At 44.0% G+C, this 24,043-nt stretch carries 19 protein-coding genes; 15 read left to right on the forward strand and 4 right to left on the reverse strand.

Translation table 11 applies throughout. The annotated features are described in order from the left end of the window. The first annotated feature begins 284 nt into the window (after positions 1–284). From CWC03_RS18675 to CWC03_RS18720, 10 genes are all read left to right on the forward strand, one after another. A complete protein-coding gene (locus CWC03_RS18675) occupies positions 285–1,169 on the forward strand; it encodes a type 2 periplasmic-binding domain-containing protein (RefSeq protein WP_138583163.1) in 885 nt (294 codons plus the stop codon). Further along, the gene (locus tag CWC03_RS18680) at positions 1,169–3,037 is read left to right on the forward strand and encodes a GGDEF domain-containing protein (protein ID WP_138583164.1); all 1,869 of its coding nucleotides are present in this window, start codon (positions 1,169–1,171) and stop codon (positions 3,035–3,037) included. The genes CWC03_RS18675 and CWC03_RS18680 overlap by 1 nt, the downstream gene beginning before the upstream one ends. A 76-nt stretch (positions 3,038–3,113) precedes the next feature. Continuing rightward, the gene (gene hrpB, locus CWC03_RS18685; RefSeq protein WP_138583165.1) at positions 3,114–5,627 is read left to right on the forward strand and encodes an ATP-dependent helicase HrpB; all 2,514 of its coding nucleotides are present in this window, start codon (positions 3,114–3,116) and stop codon (positions 5,625–5,627) included. A gap of 76 nt (positions 5,628–5,703) precedes the next feature. Beyond that, positions 5,704–6,501, forward strand: a complete 798-nt coding sequence (locus CWC03_RS18690) for an MBL fold metallo-hydrolase (protein ID WP_138583166.1) — start codon at positions 5,704–5,706, stop codon at positions 6,499–6,501. A 27-nt stretch (positions 6,502–6,528) separates the two neighbouring features. Next, positions 6,529–7,638: a hypothetical protein gene (locus CWC03_RS18695; protein ID WP_138583167.1), complete on the forward strand. Its 1,110-nt coding sequence runs from the start codon at positions 6,529–6,531 to the stop codon at positions 7,636–7,638. A 174-nt stretch (positions 7,639–7,812) separates the two neighbouring features. Next, positions 7,813–9,069 (forward strand): efflux RND transporter periplasmic adaptor subunit, encoded by a 1,257-nt coding sequence (locus tag CWC03_RS18700; protein WP_138583168.1) that lies wholly within the window; start codon positions 7,813–7,815, stop codon positions 9,067–9,069. Positions 9,070–9,080: 11 nt separating this feature from the next. Beyond that, entirely contained in the window at positions 9,081–9,803 is a 723-nt protein-coding gene (locus CWC03_RS18705) for an ABC transporter ATP-binding protein (RefSeq protein WP_138583169.1), read from the forward strand. Then, positions 9,803–12,229, forward strand: coding sequence for an ABC transporter permease (locus tag CWC03_RS18710; RefSeq protein WP_138583170.1), 2,427 nt, complete (start codon positions 9,803–9,805; stop codon positions 12,227–12,229). Before CWC03_RS18705 ends, CWC03_RS18710 begins: the two co-directional genes overlap by 1 nt. Positions 12,230–12,269: 40 nt before the next feature. Then, the gene (locus CWC03_RS18715) at positions 12,270–13,604 is read left to right on the forward strand and encodes a sigma-54-dependent transcriptional regulator (RefSeq protein WP_138583171.1); all 1,335 of its coding nucleotides are present in this window, start codon (positions 12,270–12,272) and stop codon (positions 13,602–13,604) included. Further along, positions 13,597–14,868 carry a sensor histidine kinase gene (locus CWC03_RS18720; RefSeq protein ID WP_138583172.1) on the forward strand — a complete coding sequence of 424 codons (1,272 nt, stop codon included), beginning with the start codon at positions 13,597–13,599 and terminating at the stop codon, positions 14,866–14,868. The genes CWC03_RS18715 and CWC03_RS18720 overlap by 8 nt, the downstream gene beginning before the upstream one ends. A gap of 43 nt (positions 14,869–14,911) precedes the next feature. Here the strand turns inward: CWC03_RS18720 and CWC03_RS18725 are convergent, their stop codons facing one another. Beyond that, positions 14,912–16,366, reverse strand: a complete 1,455-nt coding sequence (locus CWC03_RS18725; protein ID WP_138583173.1) for a hypothetical protein — start codon at positions 16,364–16,366, stop codon at positions 14,912–14,914. A 237-nt stretch (positions 16,367–16,603) separates the two neighbouring features. On the opposite strand from CWC03_RS18725, the gene CWC03_RS18730 reads away from it, so the two are divergent. The 3 genes from CWC03_RS18730 to CWC03_RS18740 all read left to right on the forward strand — a co-directional run bounded on the left by CWC03_RS18730 (position 16,604) and on the right by CWC03_RS18740 (position 19,440). Continuing rightward, positions 16,604–17,977 carry an MATE family efflux transporter gene (locus tag CWC03_RS18730; protein WP_138583174.1) on the forward strand — a complete coding sequence of 458 codons (1,374 nt, stop codon included), beginning with the start codon at positions 16,604–16,606 and terminating at the stop codon, positions 17,975–17,977. Beyond that, entirely contained in the window at positions 17,961–18,926 is a 966-nt protein-coding gene (locus tag CWC03_RS18735; RefSeq protein WP_138583175.1) for an AraC family transcriptional regulator, read from the forward strand. The genes CWC03_RS18730 and CWC03_RS18735 overlap by 17 nt, the downstream gene beginning before the upstream one ends. Positions 18,927–19,029: 103 nt before the next feature. Further along, on the forward strand, positions 19,030–19,440 hold the full coding sequence (locus CWC03_RS18740; protein ID WP_249314080.1) for a GNAT family N-acetyltransferase: 411 nt from the start codon (positions 19,030–19,032) through the stop codon (positions 19,438–19,440). A 3-nt stretch (positions 19,441–19,443) separates the two neighbouring features. Here CWC03_RS18740 and CWC03_RS18745 read toward each other — a convergent pair whose 3' ends face one another. Beyond that, entirely contained in the window at positions 19,444–19,896 is a 453-nt protein-coding gene (locus CWC03_RS18745) for a HugZ family pyridoxamine 5'-phosphate oxidase (protein ID WP_138583177.1), read from the reverse strand. Positions 19,897–20,094: 198 nt separating this feature from the next. On the opposite strand from CWC03_RS18745, the gene CWC03_RS18750 reads away from it, so the two are divergent. Next, the gene (locus CWC03_RS18750) at positions 20,095–22,119 is read left to right on the forward strand and encodes a methyl-accepting chemotaxis protein (RefSeq protein ID WP_138583178.1); all 2,025 of its coding nucleotides are present in this window, start codon (positions 20,095–20,097) and stop codon (positions 22,117–22,119) included. Positions 22,120–22,330: 211 nt separating this feature from the next. Beyond that, a complete protein-coding gene (locus tag CWC03_RS18755; RefSeq protein WP_138583179.1) occupies positions 22,331–22,762 on the forward strand; it encodes an antitoxin Xre-like helix-turn-helix domain-containing protein in 432 nt (143 codons plus the stop codon). A 237-nt stretch (positions 22,763–22,999) separates the two neighbouring features. Here the strand turns inward: CWC03_RS18755 and CWC03_RS18760 are convergent, their stop codons facing one another. Together CWC03_RS18760 and CWC03_RS18765 are read right to left on the reverse strand one after the other, a co-directional pair. After that, entirely contained in the window at positions 23,000–23,389 is a 390-nt protein-coding gene (locus CWC03_RS18760; RefSeq protein WP_138583180.1) for a YbaN family protein, read from the reverse strand. Beyond that, positions 23,386–23,976, reverse strand: a complete 591-nt coding sequence (locus tag CWC03_RS18765) for a biliverdin-producing heme oxygenase (protein ID WP_138583181.1) — start codon at positions 23,974–23,976, stop codon at positions 23,386–23,388. Before CWC03_RS18765 ends, CWC03_RS18760 begins: the two co-directional genes overlap by 4 nt. Positions 23,977–24,043: the final 67 nt, after the last annotated feature.

The raw sequence follows: 24,043 nt of genomic DNA on the forward strand, positions 1-24,043 counted from the left end.
TTTATTATCTAGGCGGTTAGAGGTTGCTTAATTATTTTCTTATTTAATTTTATGTTTAACATTTTAACTCCCTTTTTCTTTGTTGTTGATTTGTAGGCTGGATATTTTTTCATTTACGTCAAGCGTAATTTTGTTTCTTAAATTCGGGCTCAAGTCTGGCTACTTACCTGTGTGCTAGCAGTAAATCCAAATTCATTAGAATATGTTGTTTAGTGGTTAACAGAGCGCGCTAAATTCAAGTATACTGAATTGAATAACTGTTAATAATAAGGCTTTACTCAACAATGAAGATGAAATGGCTGTTTTCACTCCTTTTTATTTCCAATCTCTGTTGGGGGAGCAATCAGCTGGTTGTTGATATAATCAGTAGCGAAAATTTCAGTCAGCGTTACGAGCACTTTCTTGCTGGTCGTGACGTCTTAGACGTTGATTCTTTCTTTCCTACCACCAAAGGTTCTCATATTGAAATCATCGAAATGGTGCTATTACAGCAGGCCCTGTTTCTTGGTGGTGAAACACGTAAAGTCGTATTTAATCCAAAACCTTCGGTGAATATTCTAGAGTTTTCTGATCTGATCGCTGGGGAAAGCTTAATCCTTGCTCGCAGTGTTTGGCATGAAAATATCGTGGACTATCGCGGCTCATTATTTATCTCAGATCCGCTTGTTGAAGTTGGAGATTACGAAGCAGGGCTTTACGTCACCAAGCGTAACGTCGCACTGCAGCAAACGCCGCTTTCACAGCTTCGGCAGTTGAATGTTGTGTCTAACCCGCAATGGGAAGTGGATTGGCGTGCGTTGATGAATACAGACTTACACATGGTGAGCTTTATTGGCCCGTGGGAAACCATGTTGGCAATGGTAGAAAGCGATGTTGTCGACACTATGTTGATTAATTTTAGCGTGAGTGATTCTTTAACTCTAAATTTTGAAGGTAAAGAATATGTTCCAATCGAAAATATTAAGGTTGTCTTGCCAGACTCTCGGCATTTTGTTGTCAGTAAAAACCATCCTGAAGGCGTGCAAATATTTGCGGCACTCAATCGTGGGTTAAACATACTTAAACGACGAGGCGTGATCAAACGGGCGTTGACAGAATCTGGTTTTATCAACAAAAAAGTGGCGAATTGGCAGGTGGCTAACGCTGAAATGCTGGTGGGGGGGGACTAATGCAACCAGCTGTGGTATCGCTTTGCATATTGGTAAGTGCGCTAATTACATTTTGTGGTTTTGCTTACGAATCATCGGAACAAATACAGCGCAATTTAAATGCGCTACAAATGTCGGCTGAACAAGATTATGACTTGTCTTTATTACCGGATATCAGAGCGCTGCGAGAACAAGCGCGTGCGCAAGGTAATAAGCCGCTGCAAATCAAAGCATTACTGTTAGAGGGTAGTATAGTTCAACACTTTGGTGATTTTGAAGATGGTCTGAATTTGCACCAACAAGCATTGCAGTTGGCCGAAGCCGATAACAATACATTTTTAAAGGCAAACACCTATCTCGCCATCGCACACCTTGATATTGACTTAGAGAGCTATGAGTTAGCGCAGCGCTATTTGGATAAGGCCTCATTGCTGGCTGAGCAAATTGATGATAATGCTCAGATAAAAGCCGATATCAGTTTATGGCAGTCGCGCTTGAATATGGATAAGGGCGCTTATCGTTTAGCACTTAAGTCTGCTTTAGTACCAGAGGTTTCAGGTATTCGCCAGGAGACACTAGCACAGTTAAAGCTGACGCGTTCTTGGGCTCATTTACAGCTCGGTGAATATTTACCAGCCAAACAAATTCTAGATGAGTTAGACAATGCGGGTTATTTGGTTCAAAACCAAAGAATGCGGATTATGTCGGCAGTGCAGCGTGCCAGAGTTGCTTTACAAAGTGGTGACTTTGCAACTTCAATTGATTTAGCTCAGGCTGGGCTGAGAGATACGCTCGGCACACGTTTCTTACTTTTTCAATCTCAGTTGCAATGGATACTGGCGTCAGCCTATGCTCAGCTTGGAGATTATCAACAAGCACATCGCTATCTAAAGCGTTATGCCGTTACCGAGCAGTCGCTAAATTTGCAAAAGCGTAATAACAAACTGCTTAAGCTAGAAGCGCAATACTCTCTTGCACAACAAAAGCAAGCGCTTAACGAACTAGAGCGTGATAATGCCCAGCAGGCAAAACAGATTATGGCGCACCAACAACAGATAGAAAACGCTAGGTTAAGCCAGCAGCGTTGGCTATTGATAGCCTTGCTTGCATTTACTCTGGTGCTGGTGTTTTATTGGCGATGGCAGAATCGCCGTTACACCAAGCTGTTAGAGAGTCAGGTTGCGCAGCGGACTGAGGAGCTGGCGGAACGAAACAAGCGTTTGCAAACCCTAAGCTTCACAGATAGCTTAACCGGGCTGAGTAATCGACACCACTTTTTTAGTATGATTGATAGTACCATTGAGGTACACAGGCAAAAGTGGCAAGTTCCGCAAAGACAGCAGAGTGCCGATCTGATTTTTGTCATTGTTGATATTGATCACTTTAAAAATATCAATGACAGCTTTGGTCATGCGGCGGGAGATATTGTGCTGCAAGACTTTGCTGAAATCCTTAAGCAATGCACAAGAGAGTCAGATATTTTAGTGCGTTGGGGTGGAGAAGAGTTTTTGCTGGTAATGCCGGATATGGACAGAGCGGCTGCACACGAAGTAACAGAACGGATCCGTCGCCAAGTGGAGAGCTATCCATTTGTGGTGAACGATCAAACGATTAACTGTACTTGTTCAATTGGCTTTGCGCCATTCCCGTTTGACCCAACACAACCAGATAAGCTTAGCTGGGAGCACGTGTTGGAGTTAGCCGACGGTGGTTTATATCTTGCGAAAGAATCTCATCGTAACGCTTGGGTTGGCGTCCACACTGGAGAAGAGGAAGTGCAAAGTCCGGCAGAGCACATGGTGCAAAATCTACGCTCATATTTACAAGCGGGCAAACTAAAAACGTGGTCAAATCTATCCGATCTTATTTATGTTTGTAATACTCGTTAAGCGAATTCGGCTGTTTGGCGGCATCAAGTTTAGGTGTATCATATTGAGCAAGACAGAATAATAAAGTGTTAGAGTTTTGCTGCCGATTGAAGCCTTTATACCTGAGATTATTTCCACCTTATCCAATGATAACCGTTTAGTATTACAGGCCGAGCCCGGCGCAGGTAAATCGACCTTAGTGCCACTGCGTTTACTGCAAGCTGATATTTTTTCCGGTAATAAAAAAATCATTATGCTTGAGCCACGTCGCGTTGCGGCAAAATCTATTGCGACCTTTTTAGCCAAACAGTTGGGAGAATCGGTCGGTGAGCGAGTTGGTTATCAAATCCGAAACGAGCAACGTGTTTCATCCAACACCCGCTTGGAAATCGTCACCGAAGGCGTATTGACTCGCCGTCTTCAAGCGGATCCCGAACTCAGTGATGTTGCACTTATTATCTTTGATGAATTCCATGAACGTTCTATTCATGCGGATTTAGCTTTAATGCTCGCGTTTGAAGTGCAACAAGCGTATCGCGATGACCTCAAATTGCTGGTGATGTCCGCAACGATAGACACCGAGCTTTTATCTAACTATCTGGATGGCGCACCAAGGTTATCTTGCCCCGGTAATACTTATCCTGTTGAAATTGAATATGTCGGTAAAGCGAGCCGTTACTTGGCAGATCATGTGTTAAGTGCGCTGCGCCATGCTTTCACTCTACAAAGCGATGGCGATGTATTGGTATTTCTCCCCGGGCAGGCTGATATTCAGCGCTGCATTGAAGCTTGCCAAGTGCTTGACCAAAGTAATATTGAGCTTCTGCCTTTGTACGGCGGATTACCCTTATCTGAACAAGAAAAGGTGCTCAGTAAAAGCGGTAGCGCGTCAAGACGTATTATTTTTGCAACCAATATTGCTGAGACCAGTTTGACTATTGCCGGGATCACTATGGTTATAGACTCCGGCCTTGAGAAACGCTTAACCTATGATGTTAAAAACGGCCTCTCGCGGCTCGATACGGTGATGATCTCAAAGGCATCAGCAACACAACGAGCCGGGCGTGCGGGTCGTCTACAAGCGGGCCATTGTTTACGTCTTTGGCGCGAAAGTGAGCATAATAATTTAAGTGACTTTCAGCCAGAAGAAATCACCACCACGGACCTTTGTGACTTAGCACTGGAGCTCAGCGCGTGGGGAGTGACACAATACAAGGACGCGAATTGGCTAACACCGCCACCGGTGCAACATTTTTCGGTGGCCTGTCAATTAAATCAGTCGCTTGGCTTGGTAGATGCGCATAATAAAGTGTTAACTGCTGGGCAGCGAGCACTACAACTGGGTGTTTCGCCTCGTCTTGCCAGCATGCTACTGCGATGTGAAACACCAATTGCGCAACAACTAGCTTGTTTTTTGGCGGCGATATTGAGCGAGCGAGATATTTTAGTGCAAGCCAATACAAGCGATGTATGTGAGCGAGTTTTGGCATTGATTGAGTTTGTTCAAGACCGTACCCGTGCCGCCAAAGCATATCGCTTGCATAGAGCTGCCGCAGAGCAGGCCGTAAAATTGGCCAAATCATTTGCGCACAAACTGGGAATTAAGCTCAAGAGTGAAACAATCACCCTTGTAGATATTCAAACCTTAGTGCCTACTTTATTGCTCCATGCCTTTCCTGACAGAGCTGCGCAAAAACGTCCTCAAGGGGATAACCGCTACTTGCTTGCGAATGGTCGGGGAGTAACATTACGTGACGGTGATCCGCTGCAAGGTCAGGCCTATTTGATAGTTTGTGATGTGGATGGCAAAAATAAGGATGGCTTGATATTTCAGAGCTGCGCAATCGAAAAGAGCACATTACTTGAGAAACTGGCGCCATATTTGAGTGAGGTGGTGCGGTATCAACTGGATAGTAAAAAGGAGGGGATTCAGGGCCGGCAACAAGTTAAATATCATGCTCTGGTATTAAAAGAGCAAAACCTGAGTCAGATCCCCAAAGAAGCGTTTGCCCAATGTGTGAAGGATATTATCACATCGGAAGGGCTTGGTTTACTCAATTGGTCGGCAAAAAGTCACGCTTGGCTCGCTCGAGCTAAATGGTTAAGTGAGCACTTGAATACCTTCCCACAGATCTCTGAGGCAAGTTTGATAGCGCAGCTTGATACTTGGTTATTGCCCTATTTGACGGGCGTAAACACTATCAAACAACTGAAGCAACTGGATATTTTTAACCTGCTTCAAGCGACACTCACTTGGGATCAGCAACAGCAACTCGAAGCGCAAGCACCTGAGTTTTATGTTACGCCAAGCGATAAGCGAGTCGCGATCCGCTACGATGAGCACCAAGGGCCAACCGTTTCTGTGGTGTTACAAGAAATGTTTGGTCAATTGACGTCGCCAACGCTCGCCAACGGCCAAGTCGCAGTGCGATTTGAGCTGTTATCTCCAGCGAAAAGGCCAATCCAAACCACCAGCGATTTAAGCAACTTTTGGCAAACTTCTTATTTTGAGGTGGCCAAAGAAATGCGTGGTCGATATCCAAAACACCGATGGCCAGATAAACCGCTCGAGGAAAAGCCTGGCCGCTCCATAAAACCGAGAGGAAAGTAGGCTGGTGGAGCAATAGGCTTGTAAAGAAGTCATAATGACTATAACGTGAACAGTCTAATGTAGAAAGGAGTGTGAAATGCGGTCTATTATGGCGTTCATCTTATTGGGCTTAATTGTTGTTCAGCCAACTTATAGCGGCGAGTTTGAAGTGCTTTATCAATCTGACACAGCAAAAGTCGTTAGAGATAAAAGTTACGGCACAAACATTGGGATCTTTGCAACGAACAGGGGAGTGGTGATCATTGACCCCACCGCTGAAGATACGGATTTGCCAAAGCTCAATGATTTGATAAAGAATAATTTTCAGAGCGAGAAAAAATACCTGCTAAATACACATCGTCATTCGGATCACACAGGTGGTAATGCTTTTTTCCAACAACAAGGTTTTACACTTGTTGAGAGCCCACAAGGGTTAAAGGAGCTTGGGGTGATAAAGCATACTCAAGCCGTTTCACATACCGCCAATGATAACATTCTCTATCATCCCACGAGCAATATTTTGTTCACCGGAGACATTTACACCACAAACTGGCATCCAACATTTTATGCTGGGGGCTTAACGGGTTTTAATAAAGCGGTCGATTTGATTTTGTCTATTGGCGATCAAAATACGCTGATTGTGCCAGGTCATGGCAAACCTACAACGAAAAGAGAACTCGAACAACATAGAATTCAAACATTCGCTTTAGTTGAGCGGGTGAAGATTTTGAATCAGGCAGGTAAGTCGGTTGAGCAAATAAAGAACGATGAGGAGATCAAGCGCTTATTAGCGCAGTTTAATCTTGAAGGAAGACAACCTTTTCTTCCAGAGCGGGCGCTTACCCGCTTCATTGAGCGCACTATTACCGTGCTAGAGCAAGCGAACAAAGCTTAATAAAACTGCTAAAAGGCTGGGGCTGATATGCAAACAAAAAGTGGAAAAATAGCTTTATATTTTCTGTTGGTCATCCTTGTGGTGATAAGTTGGTTGCCAGAATTTAATACTGCCATGATGACCTTTATTGATGATGCGCTACTGCAGTCTTCACTCGTCTATGCTTCAGCACGTACGGTAAATGGTGCTATTTCTTTGCTGCAATCTGCAGAGGTTGGGATTGGTGTTGCCAGTATTCAGCCTGCGCAGCTACTCGATCCTATCAATGATTTAGCCGAATACATTTCTGATGTGATGCAACTAGCCATTGGCTCTTTGTTTATCCAACGTATTCTCTACACTATTTCCACTCATATATTATTCAGTGTTGCTTTTACCGTCATCGTAATTGGGTATTTCGTATGCTGCTATTTAAGGCTTTGGCAAACGGTTAGAACTAAAATATTAGCCACGATGCTACTGATCCGTTTTGTGGTTCCGTTTGTCATTCTATCGACGGGTCTCACTAGCCAACTGTTACTGGACCAAGAAATAAATAAACAAAGTGAAGTGGTGTCAAGCAGTGTTGACCTCTTTCAATCTCAAGCAACAAAGACCAGTGCGCAAAGTGCAAAAATAAAAGCCCAAATCACCAGCCAAAAGCAAAGCCATAGTGAGCAAATAGCGCTGTTGACTAAACAGCAGATCCGTCTTCATGGTGAAGCGACTGAACTAAATGCTGAAATTACCGCGCTGGAAGGTGATATTGAAGCGGCTCAAGCGAACCGAAGTTTATCCGAATGGTTAACATTTACCAAAAGTGAAGAGGCAAAACCACTGATTGAAAAGCAACAGCGATTGGCCAGCGATAAAACAAAACTCGACACTCAAATAGCGCTTATCAATAGAGAAAAAGATCAACATCAACACGCAATCGAAAAGCTCAATGAGCAGCTTCACGGTAGCAATGAGGGGACGCTAAGCCGAGCAATTAAAGCGGTTTCTAGTGGTATTAGCGATATGCTCGACGCCGCTGAGTCACTCTTTATCGACTTCTTAAACGTGGTATCGCTTTTAGTGCTGAAGTTAGTATTAATGCCGCTGTTGTTTTTCTATTTGGCGAGCAAAACCTTTAAAGCGATTTGGCGAATTAAATAGGCTATCTAAACCAGTTATTCTTTGCTGAGCGGCAGGTTTCCCATAACTGATATTACACAGTCCCAAGTTAGGGAAAGTTCAAAAAGGTTTATTATATTAACTTAATAAAAATCAACAGGTTAAATTTGGCCTGAATATCGTATTACCGTATAAAAATAATAACATGGTAATTCGATGGATATTCACACTAGCCTTGCCAAAACAACTAAAAAGCCATTTCGTTTGCGGTGGTTGTTAACAATTCTTATTTTGCTCGCTGCAATGCGCGTATGGATTGTGCCTCACGACCAGCAAATAGATGCAAAAAAGCTTAAATTTGCCACCGTTCAATCCGGACCGATACAGTTTAGTGTTAAAGGTTATGGCCGATTACGCTCAAAGATCAGTAGAGAGATCACGACCGCATTTGCAGCGCAAGTTGAAACCGTACTGCATCTTCCTGGCAGCAGGGTAGAGCCAGACACCATTATTTTACAGTTAACCAATCCTGAGTTAACTCAGCAACTCCACCGAGAAAGACTAGTACTTGCAAGGCAAAAAGCCAATGTTGAAGCATTAAGGCTAAGCCAAGAAAGTGAGCGACTAGCATTGAAAGGACAAAATACCCTACTCAGCAGTGAGCTTGAAAATGCCAAATTGCGAGAGCAGGCTGAGCGCCAATTAGTCACTCAAGGTATAGTTTCAAGCTTAGATCATCAGCGCTCAATATTAACGGTCGCTCAGTTAAGCGAGCGAGTAAAGCTCGCTCAGCAGCAACTTAGCCAAACTAGAGCATTACACAAGCAAAGAATTGAGATTGAGCTAGAGCTATTAAAAGAATATGAGCTGAGCTATCAGGTCGCGCTTCAGGCGGTTGAGCGATTACAAGTCACAGCAGGGATCAGCGGCATGTTGCAACAAGTACATGTTAGTCAAGGTCAAGCAATTACACGCGGGCAGGCGCTAGCCGTGGTGGGCAGTGAGCGAACTTTGGTAGCCGATTTACTGGTGCCAGAGCGAGAAGCAAGCGAGATTATCTTAGGTCAACGAGCGCTAGTAGACACCTTTGTTGGTCAGGTTGAGGCTAAGGTCAGCCGCATTGTGCCCATCGTACAAGACGGGCGTATTGCGATAGAGCTAGCGTTACTTGGAGAGCTGCCAAGCAATGCCCGCCCACTTTTGACTGTTGAAGGGCAAATTTTTACAGCAAAAAAGACCGCCGCACTTTCACTGATTAAGCCACCGCGTGCAATTCCACATTCTCAGAGTCAATTATTTGTTTTAGATAAACAAAACAACATGCTTATCAAAAAAAGTTTCAAGTTTGGTAAACTAGTCGGCAATGCCATAGAAGTACTCGAAGGCGGTGTATCCGGTGAGCAAGTGGTGGTGTCAGAAATGTCTGACTACCAGCACCTAGAAAAAATAACAATTAAATCACTCAATCGGTAAAGGAAGAACAAATGGACAAGACAATTTTGGCATTACATCAAGTGAGTAAAGTGTTCTTTGGTGAGGATGTTGAAACTCACGCCATTAGCAACATTAACCTTGAAATTGAAACGGGCGATTACGTTGCGATAACAGGTCCTTCAGGATCGGGAAAATCCACTCTATTGAGCATTCTTGGACTATTAGATGACATCACTTCGGACAGCTATCGCATCCAAGATACAGAAACCAGTACGCTAGACGCAGACACGCAAGCAGAGCTGCGTAATTTGCATATCGGTTTTGTCTTTCAGTCATTTAATCTACTGGATGGGTTAACGGTATTTGATAATGTGGCTTTACCGCTTCAATATCGAGAGCCTGCGCTTGCGACTGACGAAATTGAGCGCCGTGTGATGGGCGCGCTTAAGCAAGTTGAAATGTCCCACCGAGCAAAACATAAACCAAACCAACTATCTGGTGGACAGCAACAGCGAGTGGCTATTGCGCGTGCGCTTGCAGGCGAGCCAAGTATCTTATTAGTTGATGAACCAACTGGAAACCTCGACTCTAAAAATGGTGATGCGGTAATGGCCTTGCTGGGGGAGTTGAATAGGCAAGGCACAACCATTTGTATGGTGACGCACGATATTCGCTATGCAGGTTATGCCAAGCGGCAAATTCAGCTTTTAGATGGTGTACAGGTTTCATCAAGCGTTGCAAAACGTGATATTTGTACTGCGGAGGTGATGTAATGGGGTTTTTGCAACTTCGGCGTCAATTAGGGCTGGCAATTAAAAGTTTGCTTCAAGTACCAAATTTTTGTATCACGCTAGTACTGACGTTGGCACTCGCATTAAGCTGCTTTTTTGTCGCATTGAGTCTGTTTAGTGGCTTTTTTATTAAGCCGCTTGAGATTGAAAATGAATCACGATTTGTGGTGGTAGAACAAAAAAATGTATACCAAGACAGGGCGTCTGAAGGGCTGCAAAGCTTTCAAAATATGCTGAACTGGTATCAGACTCCTTCCATATACGAAAAGCGAGCTTTGATCAGTAGCTTTTCCGATGTGGTTGAAAATCTAGCTGGCAAACCAAAGCTTACGCTGACTTTTGCAAGTTCGGATTATTTTAGTATGGTGAAAATGCCGCTAGCACTGGGGCGATACCTAACGCCGACGAATAGCATTAGCCAGAAAAATCCAGAGATCATTATTTCCTACAAACTTTGGCAACAATACTTCAATGGTGATGACAATGTGCTTGGGGAGAGTCTGCGGATTGTTGGCAGACTGTACACCATCGTCGGTGTTGCTGCGCGCACGCATAGTGATCCTTACTTTTTAAGTGAAGGAAATGGGGCGCTGTGGCTTAGTTTCTCTGAAGATGAGAGATTTTTTGGTGATCAGCGCGGCGAGTATCATCCTTGGAGTAGCAGACTAAACAACTTGAAGTTACTGGCGATATTACCAGCCAATAGTGGTCAGGATATCCTCGCAGAGCAGCTATATCAAAATGTTCAACTGCACCAAAGCGAATGGAAATCGGCCGACGAAGCGTTACTTGATATTGAACCTATAGTACGTTCATATCGAGAGGTAGAATTGGCGGGACATGACAAGCTTGCCATTATCGTGTTGTTGAGTGTGTCATGCTTGGTACTCATTGCAATTTTTAATGTGAGTAATTTGTTTATTTCTCGAGCTCACACCATCCAGCAGCAACTAGCCTTACAAGCTATGCTCGGTGCGAAGCGTAAGCTGTTGTTTCGTGGCATTTTGCTAGAAGCGCTGTTATTGGTGTCAGGTGCTGTGCTGGTGGGGTTATTTATCGCGGCGTGGGAGTTGAGATTAGTTAAAGCGCTTACCAGTGGTTATTTGCCGCTGATTGATACCTTAACCATAGATACCACAGTGCTGCTTAGTGCTATCCTAACCGTACTGTTATTGGCTTTATTGTTTGCGTTTGTCACCTCACGCATGATTGATTTTAGCCAGCTTAAGCAAAGCATACGGTCGTCAGGTAAGGGCAGCGTAAAAGCGGTACGCATAGCGACGACAAAAACACTGGTTGCGGTACAGCTGTTTTTTACCACAGTGCTGGTACTTGGGGCGACTTTGGTGTTGTGTAAAAGCGCCGATACCTTGCTTAGACCGCTCGGAACAAAGTTGGACAATATGTATAGCGTGATGCTACATATTCCTGCAGATCCCACTCCATTTCCCGCGCGTTACGCCAATATTGAAGGATTCAAACTCGCGTTGGCTAACATTCCGGGCGTGTTAGGCGTCGCCCATGGAGAAAGTCCATTACGAAGCGATGTCCCTGTGGTTGCTATGCAGGATATGGCGGGTGAATGGACACCGAGCATGGTTAGAGGTAACGTTGGGCCGGATTATTTTGCATTAACTGGGCTTGAGCTCGTTGCCGGACGCACTTTTAGCGAAGCTGCAATTCGAGGCGAAAAGGAAGAGGCTATTGTTTCTTGGGCTGCGGCACAGGCGTTACAACCAGGTGGTGATGTGATTGGTGAAACGTATTTTATTTTTAACCCAGACGTACCTGTTGAAATAGTCGGTATCTCAAAAAACTTCAACCACCCTAAACGTCATCATACGCTTCAAGGTAAAACGGTTTGGCTACCCGCGCTGCCTTTAGGTTATCCATTTATGATAGAAATGAAGCCGGGAGCATCACTTACTCGCGCTCAGATCCAAAATGCCATCAGTACCGTGAATGGTCAGGCAGGAATATGGCGTTTTTCAAACTTAACAAAGACGTATCAGAGCATTACCTATTTGGAGAGCCTGACTTTACTGCTAAGCTTTGCGCTTTGTGGTTTTTGTTTGTTGTTATCTGGGGTGGGCATTTACGGTGTGCTTAACTATAGCTTTCAACAAAGACGCTACGAGTTTGGAATGCGAATGGCACTTGGTGCCAAAAGACACCGTTTATATCGGTTGTTATTGTCAGATACCATCGCGCCTATGCTAGTGGCGATGTTGGTTGCCATTATGGTTGTTGCGGGATTTTATATGAGTGTTTCGTCAGATTGGTTGTTGGCAAAATCTAGCTGGTTGCTGGTGGTGATTGTTACCATGTTGGCTTTTGCGTTAGCCACGGCGATTTACCCAATGAAACAGTTAATAAACTCGACACCAATGCGTGCATTAAAACATTAAAGTTTGGGCGTAAGCCCAAATAAAATATAAGTAGGAAGTGATGACGCCAGTTTTAATCATCGACGACAACCCTGACGTGCGAATGTCAGCCACCATAGTGCTACAAAGTCATGGTTTTATGAGTCTTGAAGCCGCACACCCAGATGAAGCTAAAGCTCTTTTATCGCAGCAGCCCGTTGCGCTTATTTTGCTTGATATGAACTTCAATAGAGATACAACCTCAGGAAAAGAAGGGCTGCAATTTCTTAGTTGGTTGAGACAAGCGCAAATAAGTGTGCCTGTGGTTGTTATTACTGCGTGGGCCAAGGTTGAACTTGCGGTCCAAGCAATGCAGTTGGGCGCATGTGACCTCATTGAAAAACCTTGGCAAAACCAGCGACTGTTGAACACCGTTAGACGCTACACCAAAAGTGCTGAAGCGCTATCGTCACCACATGATCTAAGCACAGACAAGAACGCAACCACTCAGTTATTTCAGCAAGCTCAGCGGGTTGCAAAAACCAATGCCAACGTACTTATTTTGGGAGAAAATGGCTGCGGAAAAAGTCAGTTAGCTAAATATATTCATGAGAATAGCGGTCGCTCTGAGCACGCTTTTGTGAGCGTGAATATGGCCGCTATTCCAACGGAATTATTTGAAAGTGAGTTATTTGGCCATCGCAAAGGCGCATTCACCGATGCAAAAGCAAACCGCATTGGACGGTTTGAAATGGCTGAAAATGGCACTTTGTTTCTAGATGAAATCGGCAGCTTGCCGCTACCACTTCAGGGCAAGCTATTACGCGTGCTTGAAACGGGTGAATATGAAGCCGTGGGAGATTCTGAAACGCGCCGCAGTAACGCGCGGATCGTGTCTGCCACTAATACGGATTTGTCAGAAGCGATTAACGCTGGGCAGTTTCGACAGGACTTACTCTATCGCTTAAATACGGTGGTGCTAAAGGTGCCACCACTTAGAGCGAGGTTAGCAGAGCTTCCAAACTTAGCAGCCCATTTTTTAGCTAAACACACTAGGCGTCATGGTAATGATACCGGACGGGCGCGTACGCTAACTGCTGCGGCGCTGGACAAATTATTGAGTTACAGCTGGCCTGGTAATATTCGTGAGCTATCTCATGTCATTGAACGAGCAGTGATTTTAGGACTTCAGCCTGAGATAACGGCGGATGATATTGAGCTTGAGGAAGGTGTACCAGAGCAAGAGATCCCACTTTTGAGCCTAGAAGAAGCCGAAAAACGCATGATTGCAAGAGCGATCCGCCATTTCGATGGCAATGTAGTGGCCGCAGGAGCGTTTTTGGGCTTGAGTAAATCTGCAATTTATCGACGCCTAGAAAAGCATGATATTAGCCCAAAGGCAGAGCTTGGTGACTAAGCTGGCATCACTTGAGCACAAGTTACAGGTGGGCTTTGCGATACCTATAATCACACTTGCTATGCTCGCGCTTGGGATGATCTACTATTTTGAGCTTACGCTGTTAAGTGCAATCACTTTGTTGCTCGGTATGATGCTCCCCTCTGCATTCGCACTGAGCTACAGTTATCGGGCAGTAATGCAGGTGCTTGAAAATTTGGCTGTCCAATTGGACGGTGTGACCAACGAAGAGTTTGGTGTATGGCAGTTAGCGCAATACCGCAAGGGCCGGGTTGAATTGCTCAAGGCCGAGCTCAAAGAAGCTGCCACACGACTACAGCAAAAGCGTCAAGAATATGGTCAGAATGAAGCTTTTGTATTTAATTTTATTAGCGAACTCACCCTGCCAATTGTGGTACTTGATGCGCATCATCATGTGTATTTTGCCAATCATGCTATGAATACGGTGTATCCAGAGCAGGTGTTGCATGGTGCACATGCTAAAACACTGGCGCTTCAGTATGTGGATGAACAATGGCAGCATACGCAGCACATCTCTCGATTTAGCATTGCGGCTCATAAGCTATACCGGGGGCAGCGGGTCTATCAATTACTGGTGTTTTTCTCAGTAGAGCAAGCGCTGCGAGATAATGAAAAGCAGGTATGGCAAAAGCTACTGTCGGTGCTCAATCATGAAGTGCGAAACGCCTTAACTCCGGTCTACTCAATGGCACAATCCCTACAACAAGATGGTCATATAATTTCACCTGAGATGCAGCAAACTATGCTCGGGATAATAGAAAGCCGTGCCGCTCATTTACAGCAATTTGTTGCAAACTACGCACAAGTAGCACAGCTTCCACCCGTTGATATGCACAGCATTGAGGTAGAGTTGCTGGTATCGCGCTGGCAAGCTTTGTTTCCCGGTGTTGAGATAAAGGCGCTTAATAAAGGCTTGGTTTATTGTGATGAAGCTCAGCTAACGCAGGCTATGATAAACCTTGTCAATAATGCTGAGCAAGCAAATCAATCTGCGGGGAATGATGGCATAACGCTAACCCTAGATAAACCAAAAAATTGGTGCTTTACCCTAGAAGATAACGGCGCTGGTATCGCCAATCCAGATAACCTTTTTGTACCTTTCTATTCCACTAAACCAAATGGCTCAGGTATCGGTTTGGTGTTGAGCCGGGAGCTTATTCGTAATCAGCAAGGGGAGTTGCATTTGGCGAATTTACCTGACAATAAAGGAGCTCAAGCTGTGGTTACTTTGCTTTCGCGTTAATAATAAGTGGTGATAACTTGGTCGTTATCACCATCTGGCAGGTCTAATCGTTGAGTGTTTTTTTAATCAACAAACCCGCCATAGAGATATCAGTAGAATGTGTCATGGGCGCATTCTCAAGTCCCACGGCGCTTAACACGCCATTTTGAATGGTTAAATCTTGGAAACTGGCGGAACGTGCTGTGCTAGTGGTTTCAACAGCAATATCGGCTAGGTTTTCAAGGTTGATTTTTCCAATAAACGCCTTGCTATGTTCAACCCAGCTATTTGTGTCCACTTGTACACCACCAGTATGGCCGTACACAAATAATGTGTCGTTGCTGATCTTTACTCCACGTAGCACATCTTCTTTATCTAAGTCATACCAATAACGCTCAGCAGCCCTTTCACCATGGTAAATTTTTACTAAGCCAATATCCCATTCGCTTGAATACCTTGTTTTACCCGTTTTGTTGCGGCGTGCCGATATACCAACAAATACACTGTCTTGGTGTACTTGAACATCCTCCACTAACGATGAGTCAGTATCACTGATAAATTGTTCATTGAGTTGTTCGCCGTCTACATTAAAGGTTTTTACAATCATGTGCATCGCACTTTGCTCTGTGTTATCGGGTATCACATGGTTGGTTGAAAACTTATGATTGTAGGCAGGAATTGCATCAGTACTAATATTTTGCACTGTGTATAAAAATCCGTTCTCAGAGAGCGCCATTTCAATTGCTTCAGACGCACGCGAACTGTTAGCCCAGTAACGAATATCGATCAGCTTTTGCCATTTAAGTTGGAGGTTTACGTCGTATTTCGCAACCTTTTGACCTCCGTTGTTATAACTGACGTACAAGTTGTTGTCATGGCAGGAAAATTTTACATTGTTAAAGCGCCACCATGTAATGCTAGTTTGCGTATATGGAATCTCACTCAATGGATTGTCTGTCGGAATAATAGTGAATGGCTTTTGAAGCCAAGCACTCTTATCAGCTGGGATATCATATTTAACGTCCATTGATAACGCCTTCATTTCAGCACTTTGTAGCAAAGTTCCAGAGCCATCGTAGCGTTCAAGTTGTACACTGAACTGATCAGTATCTTCACGTTTAAATCGACCTATGACGTATTCTCCTGAGTCAAAAACACAGGCATCAACAAATCCTTCTTGCGTTTTCTCATATTGATAAGTTTGACCCTCTAGGTTCGTGATCGCATAAAATCCTTCTTTATTACCTGATTCTTCAACACTTGATGTTTCTCCAAGCACTAATAGTTTGTTGTCTTTTAAGTTGAAGACGCGCTCCAAAGTCGTGGTGTAACCCAAGTCGCTCGAGTAAACATGATTGTTTTGGTCCAGTGCCGTGATATTGAGTTTGTTTTCTGTGGCAGAGGGGGGTGGTGTGACCGTTTTGGGTGGCGGTGCCTGGTCTTGTGAGTCAGTTGAAGAGCTACCGCAACCAGTTAGTAGGGTAATAGTTGCAACTGCAATAGTTAATCCTAAACGCATAGTAAAATCCTTTCAAAAGTGAATCAAAGAAGTAGAGGTTACAAAATATACTAACTTAGGAACAAAATAGAGTTGTAAAAGAATGTTATCTTAGCGGGATTTTTTGTTATGCCAGTTTTTGTGCGTCAATTTCATCAACTTCGCAATATTTGAATATTTATCTTTGTTTGGAATTTGTAACCTCTCCAGATAAGTAGTTTTACCTTGCCATGTTATGGCAACTGAGGATTAGTTTACATGAAAGATAAAAATCAATTAGGACTCGTGCAGCTCGCTGAGATGCCCATATTAGCGCTGTTTATTCGAACCTGTATTCCCATTTGTATCGGTTTACTCGTTGTGGGTTTATATGCCTTGGTCGACGGCTGGTTTATTAGTCGCTATGTGTCAGAGATGGCATTTGGCGCGGTGGCTATGGTTTACCCGCTGCAGGTGTTAATGATAGCGCTAACCGCTATGATATCTGCAGGCATGGCGGCCACTATGACAAGGTTAATCGGAGCAAAGCAAGTAGATAAAGCCGCGGAGGTTATCGGCCATGGACTGATAATTGGCGGTATAGTTAGCGTGGTATTCTTGGTACTTGGTTGGCTTTATCCACTTGAGCTCTTATCACTTTTGCAAGTGGAAGCGGTTTTTGTAAAGGATGCGCTTAGCTACATACAGCCGTTATATCTTTGTGCCATTACTGGAGTTTTATTACCTATTGTGGCTGATATGTTCCGTGGTCAGGGTAAACCGCAGTTGATGATGCTGTTGTTATTAGTCTCAGCTGTGCTCAATATACTACTTGATTATCTATTTATCGCGCAATTTGGTTTGGGGGTTGCAGGTGCGGCATATGCGACAATCGCAGCGCAATTGGGGGCATTGATTATTGCGCTTCAGCTCAAAAGAAAGCGTACTAACTTGCTTGCGGTTAAGGTGTGTTGGAAACCTCGAGCTTGGCTACCGATCCTCGCAATCGGTATGCCTATCTTGATCACGCAATTTTGCCTTGGCGTGCAAACGGCGGTGGTTAACTGGCAGCTGTTGTTTTTTGCAAACGAAAATTGGGTAGTCGCCCACGGCATGCTGGGACGTATTATTAATTTCGCAATTCTACCCGCGATTGCAATGTTGATCGCATTTCAAACTATTGTCGGCTACAACTTAGCGGCAGGACATAGTGGGCGAGTAAGAGCGTGTACGCGTGTTGCTTTTTTGGGTATGACAGGATTTGCGCTGTTGTTGACGCTAGGGTTGATGGGATTGCCGAGGCTATGGCTGAGCTTGTTTACCGAAGCGAGTGAATTTCTCGAAATAGGAGAGCGTGTTTTTCGCTCAGCACTATGGGGGATGCCGCTATTTGGTGTGGTAATTTTAGCGTCTGGATTTTATCAAGCGAAAGGTGATGCCAAACGCGCTTGTTTTTACAGTGCCTTGAAGGTGATGTTTATTCTAGTTCCATTAATCGTTATTGCACCGCACTACTTTGGCTTAAATGGTGTATTTATGGCACTTGTGGGGGCTGATTTTATAGCGGCAGGGTTAACACTTATACTGTGTTGGCGGCACTATCAACAAGCTAAGAGTCAATCGGGAGAGATACAGCTTGCATCAATCAACTGAGCAAAAGTTAAGCGCTGAAGAGATATATTTAGGGCGGTTACAACCTGTCATTGAGTGGGTGCATAGCAATCCAAGTTCGCCGCTTTCGTTACAGCAAGCGGCGAAACTTAGCCATTTTTCTAAGTTTCATTTCCAGCGCATTTTTGCAGCTGTGATTGGTGAGTCTTTGAGCCAGTACACTAATCGCGTGAGGTTGGAGCGCGCGGCCAATATGCTGTTGCTAGCCGAAGCGTACAGTGTGACAGATATTGCGCTACAGTTTGGTTTTTCTGGTAGCGCAAACTTTTCGCGAGCGTTTAAAGAGCACTTTGGTGTGACTCCCTCAAGTGTGCGAAAAACAGAACAACTACGAAAGCTGGTGGCAAACAATAACATTGAGCCGGCCCTTAACACGATACAACTTACCCGGATACACGCATTAAGAGCTGAGCGACACAGTGTTATTCAGCCGGTTAAACTACACTCTATTTCACAGCTACCCTTATGTACATTACGCGCGTCACAAGGCTACCAATTGCAAGGAATTAGCGCCTGTTGGCAGCAGCTTGCAGCGTGGGCTAGTGCACACGGACTGGATTATAGCCAAGTACAAAAGTTTGGTTTTGGTCATGATAATCCCGTTTTTACGCCACTAGATAAAGCGCGTTACGATGGCGCAATTGTGATTAACGATGAGTTAAAATCTGCGGTGACTCGGCCATATCAACTCAATGTGCTCAGCGCGGGAAAATACGCAATTTTTGACTACCGTGGAGCAATTAAAGACTTGTTGAGTTTCCAATTAGATATTTTCGCAAAGTGGCTGCCACAAAGCGGGTACGAGCCAGAAGATACGCCCTTAATAGAACATTATCCTGAAGTAATTTCACAAGAAAATGGAGGCTCGCCAAGTGAAAAGGTGATTGCGCTGGAAATTTGGTTAAAGGTCAAGCCGCTAAAATTCAAATAAAATTAAATTGTTAAAATACTTTATTGGTGTTTTTTTTAAACTTCACAATTCGCCCACAAACTTTAAGCATGATCAACTGTACACCAAGCGGGAGATTAGAAAAGTGGTTGAACTAGAGTTAATTCGAGTTGATAAATACAGCGAGCAGACTTTTACACATTTGCTAAAAGCGAGCCATTATCAAAAGCAAGTGGGCTCGTTTGAACTGTGTAGCGCAACCAATATCGCTTATCTTTTTTATGCAGGTGGTAAGCTGGTTGGCTTTACCGTAATTGGTATTTCAAACCGCCGAGAGTTTGAAGTCTGCGCGCTTTATATTACCCCTTCCGAGCGCAGAAAGCGTTATGCCACCGAGTTTATGGCACACATTTGGTCGGTATACAAAGGTCGTTGGAAAGTACGCATGCAAGATAAGATTGAAAGTTCGTGCGGGTTTTGGCGCAAAACCTTGGCTGAAATGACCAATCAATCGCTTGGACGAGAAAGCGAGTTTGAACACGCTTTTGCAGTGTAGGTCCTAGTACCATTCCTGTTTTTCTAGCCAAAATGCACGGCCAAAACCGCCTACATATCGAACCCTAGCCACTTCAATTCGCCATAGGTGAAAATCACCGAGCATGGCATATTGCTGAGCTTTTTCGTGCTTTTTTACGAATTGTGCAATCAGGCTTTCACTATCTGCTCTTGGCAGTTTGTGGGCATGCCCAAGAATAGTAACTCGCGCATTTTCTACATCCTCAACCGTGCCATCACCAAGCACCATAAACGAAAGTGCCGGGTGCTTGGCTAAATTCTTGGTGTGCTGGGCGATATCACTAATAAAGAAGTAAAAGTGATTATCTTCAAGAAAAATATATTGAGCGATAGAAGAAAAAGGAAAACCCTTTTGATTGTTAGAGAAAGTAGATAAAAATGCGCTCTTATGGCTTTGGCATAAGGCTTTTGCTTCGCTGATTGCAGTTTCTCTCATCTTGTTATGCCCTTAAATAATACAATTCCTAACTGCTATGATCGCTAAAACTAAAAATAAAATCAAAAACTAAGTAAGCAAAACTGCAAATTTGAAGCTACCTTTTTAAAAGGTATGTTGGTAATTTTTAGAGTATTTACTTGGTTTTTTATCTCGTTTGTAACATAGTTTGTTTACTCAAAATAGAGCAATGACATTATGCTAAGTAAACTAACAATAAAACAAAAAATTACTTTAGGCTTTAGTGCATTAGGCGTGCTGCTGTTACTTGCATGCGTGCTGGCCTATTTAGCACTGGCGCAAATAAAGTCAGCTAACCAAAATATGGGGCAAGTCACTTTGCCGATTCAGCGCAGTGCTGATGCCTTACAACTTGAGCAGCTTAAGCTCAGTAAATTGATTTCCCAAGCTTATACCCTCGAAAGCGAGCAAGATATCAATCGGGCTCGACAGCAATTTACCACACAGCAGCAACTGTATGTTGAGCGCCAGCAGCACTTAACGTCATTAACGCAAGCCATGCCTGAATTTGTTACACCATTAAAGCAAACGCTGGCGTTGGGTGACCAACTCAGTCGTGCCGCAGCACAAATGTTGCAGGCAAAGGTAGATGTTGTACAGGCGAAGCACCGGATCCAATCGCAATATCAAGCACTTAAACAGGGTAAAGAACAAGCCAGCAATGCCATGCTGGATCTTGAGTTAATCGAGACAGACAACACTCGGCAGTTGGAGGAAATGGTCGGGACCGGCGTTCGTATTGATGACATGTTGTTTACTTTGGAAAACAACAGTCAGCGGATCAGTGGGTTAACGCTAGAGCAAGTAGAACAGCATCAGCAAGACATGCTGTTTTTGTTAGATAATATTGAAAACAACTTAACGTTTTTAAAGCGACAAGCCTATGACATGGATGCAGATGATTTGTTAAATCAGTTTAGTGAGGGCATGACTAAGCTCAGAGAAAAGCTTGGTGAGCCAGGTCACCTTTATATTGCGGTACAAGAGAAACTGCGTCAGCAGCAGCAAGCAGCGATGTTATACAAGCAGTCAGAGCAGCATGCGTTTGCCATTTTAACCGAGCTTGAGAAAATACAGCAAAGCGCTAATGCGGCGTTTAATCATTCTCAAAATAATGCTGAAACCCTTATCGAGCGAGCGCAAAATATTGCCATCTTATTGGTGGTTGTCTTTATTACTTTAGGCGCATTTATCTCGGTTTCAACCAGCCGAGCAATGCTTGGGCCGTTGGCTGTGGTGAATAAAATGCTCAAATACCTCGCTGCTGGAGATTTCTCTAGGCAAATGAGTAAACGCAGTGATGATGAGTTTGGTCAGTTAATTGATAATATCAATCAGGTTAAAGACAACCTCCGTGCTTTGCTAGAGTCAATCAATAACCAAGTTCATGAACTAGAAGATCTATCTGAGTCATCATTAAGCGAAAGCAAACAAATAGCCAATAATGCGACCGAGCAAATGCGTCGTATGGACAATGCCAACCGTTTAGCACAAAGTATTTCAGCAAGTGCTTTGGCGGTCTCAGAACGCTCGTCTGACAGCCTTGCAAGTATCCATACCGCCAACCAGCATAAAACCGAAGTGAGTAAGTACACGCAAGACAATAAAGAACATATTCTATCGCTTAGCACACGCATGAGTGAAGCAGTAGAGAGTATGACCAAGCTGACTACTCATAGCGAGAATATCGGCAGCATCTTGGACACCATTGTATCTATCGCTGAGCAAACTAATCTGTTGGCGTTAAACGCAGCGATTGAGGCAGCCCGTGCTGGTGAGCAGGGAAGAGGGTTTGCGGTGGTTGCCGATGAGGTTAGAACGCTTGCGTCTAGGACGCAGGAGTCGACCAATGAAATTAACCAAATGATCGCAGCACTGAGACAAGATACACATGCCGCCTCTGAGGCCATTAATTCCGGCCAGCGCGATGTAGCCTTATGTGTAAAACAAAGCGAGGCACTTGCCAGTGCGATGGATGAAATTGCCAATGCACTTGCGCAGGTCACTCAGCTAAGCGAAGAAGTGAGTCAAGCCGCTGATCACCAAGCGAAAGATTGCCAGCAAATTGAGCAAGTGATGTTAGATGCACAAAGTACCGCAAGTGATAATGCTCAGGCGATGCAAAGCTTGGCGAAAGGCAGTGAGTCACTCAGTAGCTTCTCGCACCGTCTAGCCACTCTCGTGGAGCGATTTAAACTGTGAAGCGTTCTCTAAATTAACTTTATACTTAGTCATTTTTTTTATTCTTAAAAGACATATAGATAGTAGGCACTGGTGAAACTGTGGAATAACAATCTTAGTATTATCGGGAGTGTAATTTAGTTTATGTTATTGCATAATTTTGGTTAAAGAGTGGGTTGTGCTTGTTAATATTTCTGTTATATTCATCCGCATTATTTGATTTGGGGTGTATATGCAGCATCGTAGTCCAGCAACAAATAGTTTCCAAACAATATTAAATGAGATTGGCTTAACGAACGAAGTGAATCCCAATAAACGACTGGAAGACGGTATTCCGTTCTCCGTTTTTACCGAACTTGCCTTATCGCTAAAGCTTGATAAGTTTGATTTAGCAAAGGCGGTGGGTATATCACCATCAAGTTTGATAGAAATCGCGCAGAATAATAAGCTTTCTCGCTCACAGAGCCAGCGTTTTTATAAGATGATAATGGTGCTTGATGAAGCTTTGACGCTTTTCGAAGGAGATTGGGATTCTGTTATCTTCTTTGTGAATAATCCAGCAATATGGCTTAACGGCAGAAAACCGCTTAGCCTATTTGTGAATAATGAGGGAAGTGCACAGGTTTCAAGTTTAATTAAGCGTCTAGAACATGGCGTAATATAGAGTAAAACTTGGCTTACAAATAGTGCCAATCCCCTGAATTTATTGATCTATTTTGAGGCGAGAAAACCTTGTCGATAGCCCCCCTAACACGGCCTGTAATCGCCAAGGTATCTGCATCCATGGTGGCAAGGTGAAAACTTTGCCATTTAGTTATTCTAAACGAGAAGTTTTTAACGCAGTTAGCGCTAAAACTGACTGGCTGCTAGAAAGTCATCCATTATCCGAAGCTCATGTTACTTAGTAACGCTTTGATGGTCTGGAATAAATATAAGACATCACTGCGATTTTTATACTGCCAACAACACAAGCCAACCAAGCCACTGGTGAGAGTAAAATGAGTAAAGCATAACTTGTAGCCATGCCCACCGTTGCCATGACTTTGGCTTTGAGCGGAATAATCTTGTATTGCTTCCATAATGTTAATGAAGTACCGAACTTTGGATGATTTAGCAGCCACAAGGCAAGCTTAGGAGAAGCTTTTGAAAAGCACGCCAAAGCCAAAATAAAAAACACAGTGGTTGGCATGACGGGCAAAACAATACCAATAACACCGAGGGCTACAAATAGGTATCCACATAGCAGTAGGGCTATTTTTTTATAGTTGGCTAAGGCGGCTTTAAACATCATGAATAAACGTATGTCTGGAATGCTTGAAAACGAGTGAATGCCTGACGAGCACCTTCAACGAGCGCTTGCTCTTGCTGCTCGCTTAGTTCAATTGAGTCTATGATTTGCACAAGCTCTCGCCAAGCGCTGCCGCGGCCAGCTCCTGGGCCTGCTAGATATCGAGCGCCGTACTGCGCATTATAGCTAAGCTTGGCCTCAACTTGTTTACCCAGCATGGCTGCACCTACTTTTGACCCCTCAACCACATATAACCAGCCGAGCGCTCTGGCGACGTCGGTCTTATTGGTTACTTCTGGCATTAAGTAGGGAGCAGGGATGGCGGTTTCAAGGTCGATAAAGTCTTGCTCTAGCAAACCTAAGCGGCGGCGCGCGGCCAAATCAGGAATAAGCGCTAACAGCTCTGGGTGTTCATAAAGGGCGCTCACATCTTTTAAAAAATAAAACTGTAATCGCAAGAAATCGAGATAGCTTTGTGTATTAGCGAATGGGTTTTGCGCCATAATGGATTTGTCTACATTGTCGTGGGTATCTGCAGTTGCATGTTTTAAGTTTTGCGCTCGAGAAAGTGCAGAGGTAACGGTAGTCATTAATGCTCCAAGGTGATGTAAAAATATAGCGCTGTCTTTAAGCAAAAGTACAGCGCCTAGGTGTTGA

Source organism: Pseudoalteromonas sp. S2755 (assembly GCF_005886535.1).
Lineage (GTDB): Bacteria > Pseudomonadota > Gammaproteobacteria > Enterobacterales > Alteromonadaceae > Pseudoalteromonas.

What these genes read in the sequence shown, in the direction of transcription:
- CWC03_RS18675 (WP_138583163.1), top strand. Translation starts at nt 285, where the DNA reads ATGAAGATGAAATGGCTGTTTTCACTCCTTTTTATTTCCAATCTCTGT.
- CWC03_RS18680 (WP_138583164.1), top strand. Translation starts at nt 1,169, where the DNA reads ATGCAACCAGCTGTGGTATCGCTTTGCATATTGGTAAGTGCGCTAATT.
- CWC03_RS18690 (WP_138583166.1), top strand. Translation starts at nt 5,704, where the DNA reads ATGCGGTCTATTATGGCGTTCATCTTATTGGGCTTAATTGTTGTTCAG.
- CWC03_RS18695 (WP_138583167.1), top strand. Translation starts at nt 6,529, where the DNA reads ATGCAAACAAAAAGTGGAAAAATAGCTTTATATTTTCTGTTGGTCATC.
- CWC03_RS18700 (WP_138583168.1), top strand. Translation starts at nt 7,813, where the DNA reads ATGGATATTCACACTAGCCTTGCCAAAACAACTAAAAAGCCATTTCGT.
- CWC03_RS18705 (WP_138583169.1), top strand. Translation starts at nt 9,081, where the DNA reads ATGGACAAGACAATTTTGGCATTACATCAAGTGAGTAAAGTGTTCTTT.
- CWC03_RS18710 (WP_138583170.1), top strand. Translation starts at nt 9,803, where the DNA reads ATGGGGTTTTTGCAACTTCGGCGTCAATTAGGGCTGGCAATTAAAAGT.
- CWC03_RS18715 (WP_138583171.1), top strand. Translation starts at nt 12,270, where the DNA reads ATGACGCCAGTTTTAATCATCGACGACAACCCTGACGTGCGAATGTCA.
- CWC03_RS18725 (WP_138583173.1), bottom strand. Translation starts at nt 16,366, where the DNA reads ATGCGTTTAGGATTAACTATTGCAGTTGCAACTATTACCCTACTAACT.
- CWC03_RS18730 (WP_138583174.1), top strand. Translation starts at nt 16,604, where the DNA reads ATGAAAGATAAAAATCAATTAGGACTCGTGCAGCTCGCTGAGATGCCC.
- CWC03_RS18745 (WP_138583177.1), bottom strand. Translation starts at nt 19,896, where the DNA reads ATGAGAGAAACTGCAATCAGCGAAGCAAAAGCCTTATGCCAAAGCCAT.
- CWC03_RS18750 (WP_138583178.1), top strand. Translation starts at nt 20,095, where the DNA reads ATGCTAAGTAAACTAACAATAAAACAAAAAATTACTTTAGGCTTTAGT.
- CWC03_RS18755 (WP_138583179.1), top strand. Translation starts at nt 22,331, where the DNA reads ATGCAGCATCGTAGTCCAGCAACAAATAGTTTCCAAACAATATTAAAT.
- CWC03_RS18760 (WP_138583180.1), bottom strand. Translation starts at nt 23,389, where the DNA reads ATGATGTTTAAAGCCGCCTTAGCCAACTATAAAAAAATAGCCCTACTG.
- CWC03_RS18765 (WP_138583181.1), bottom strand. Translation starts at nt 23,976, where the DNA reads ATGACTACCGTTACCTCTGCACTTTCTCGAGCGCAAAACTTAAAACAT.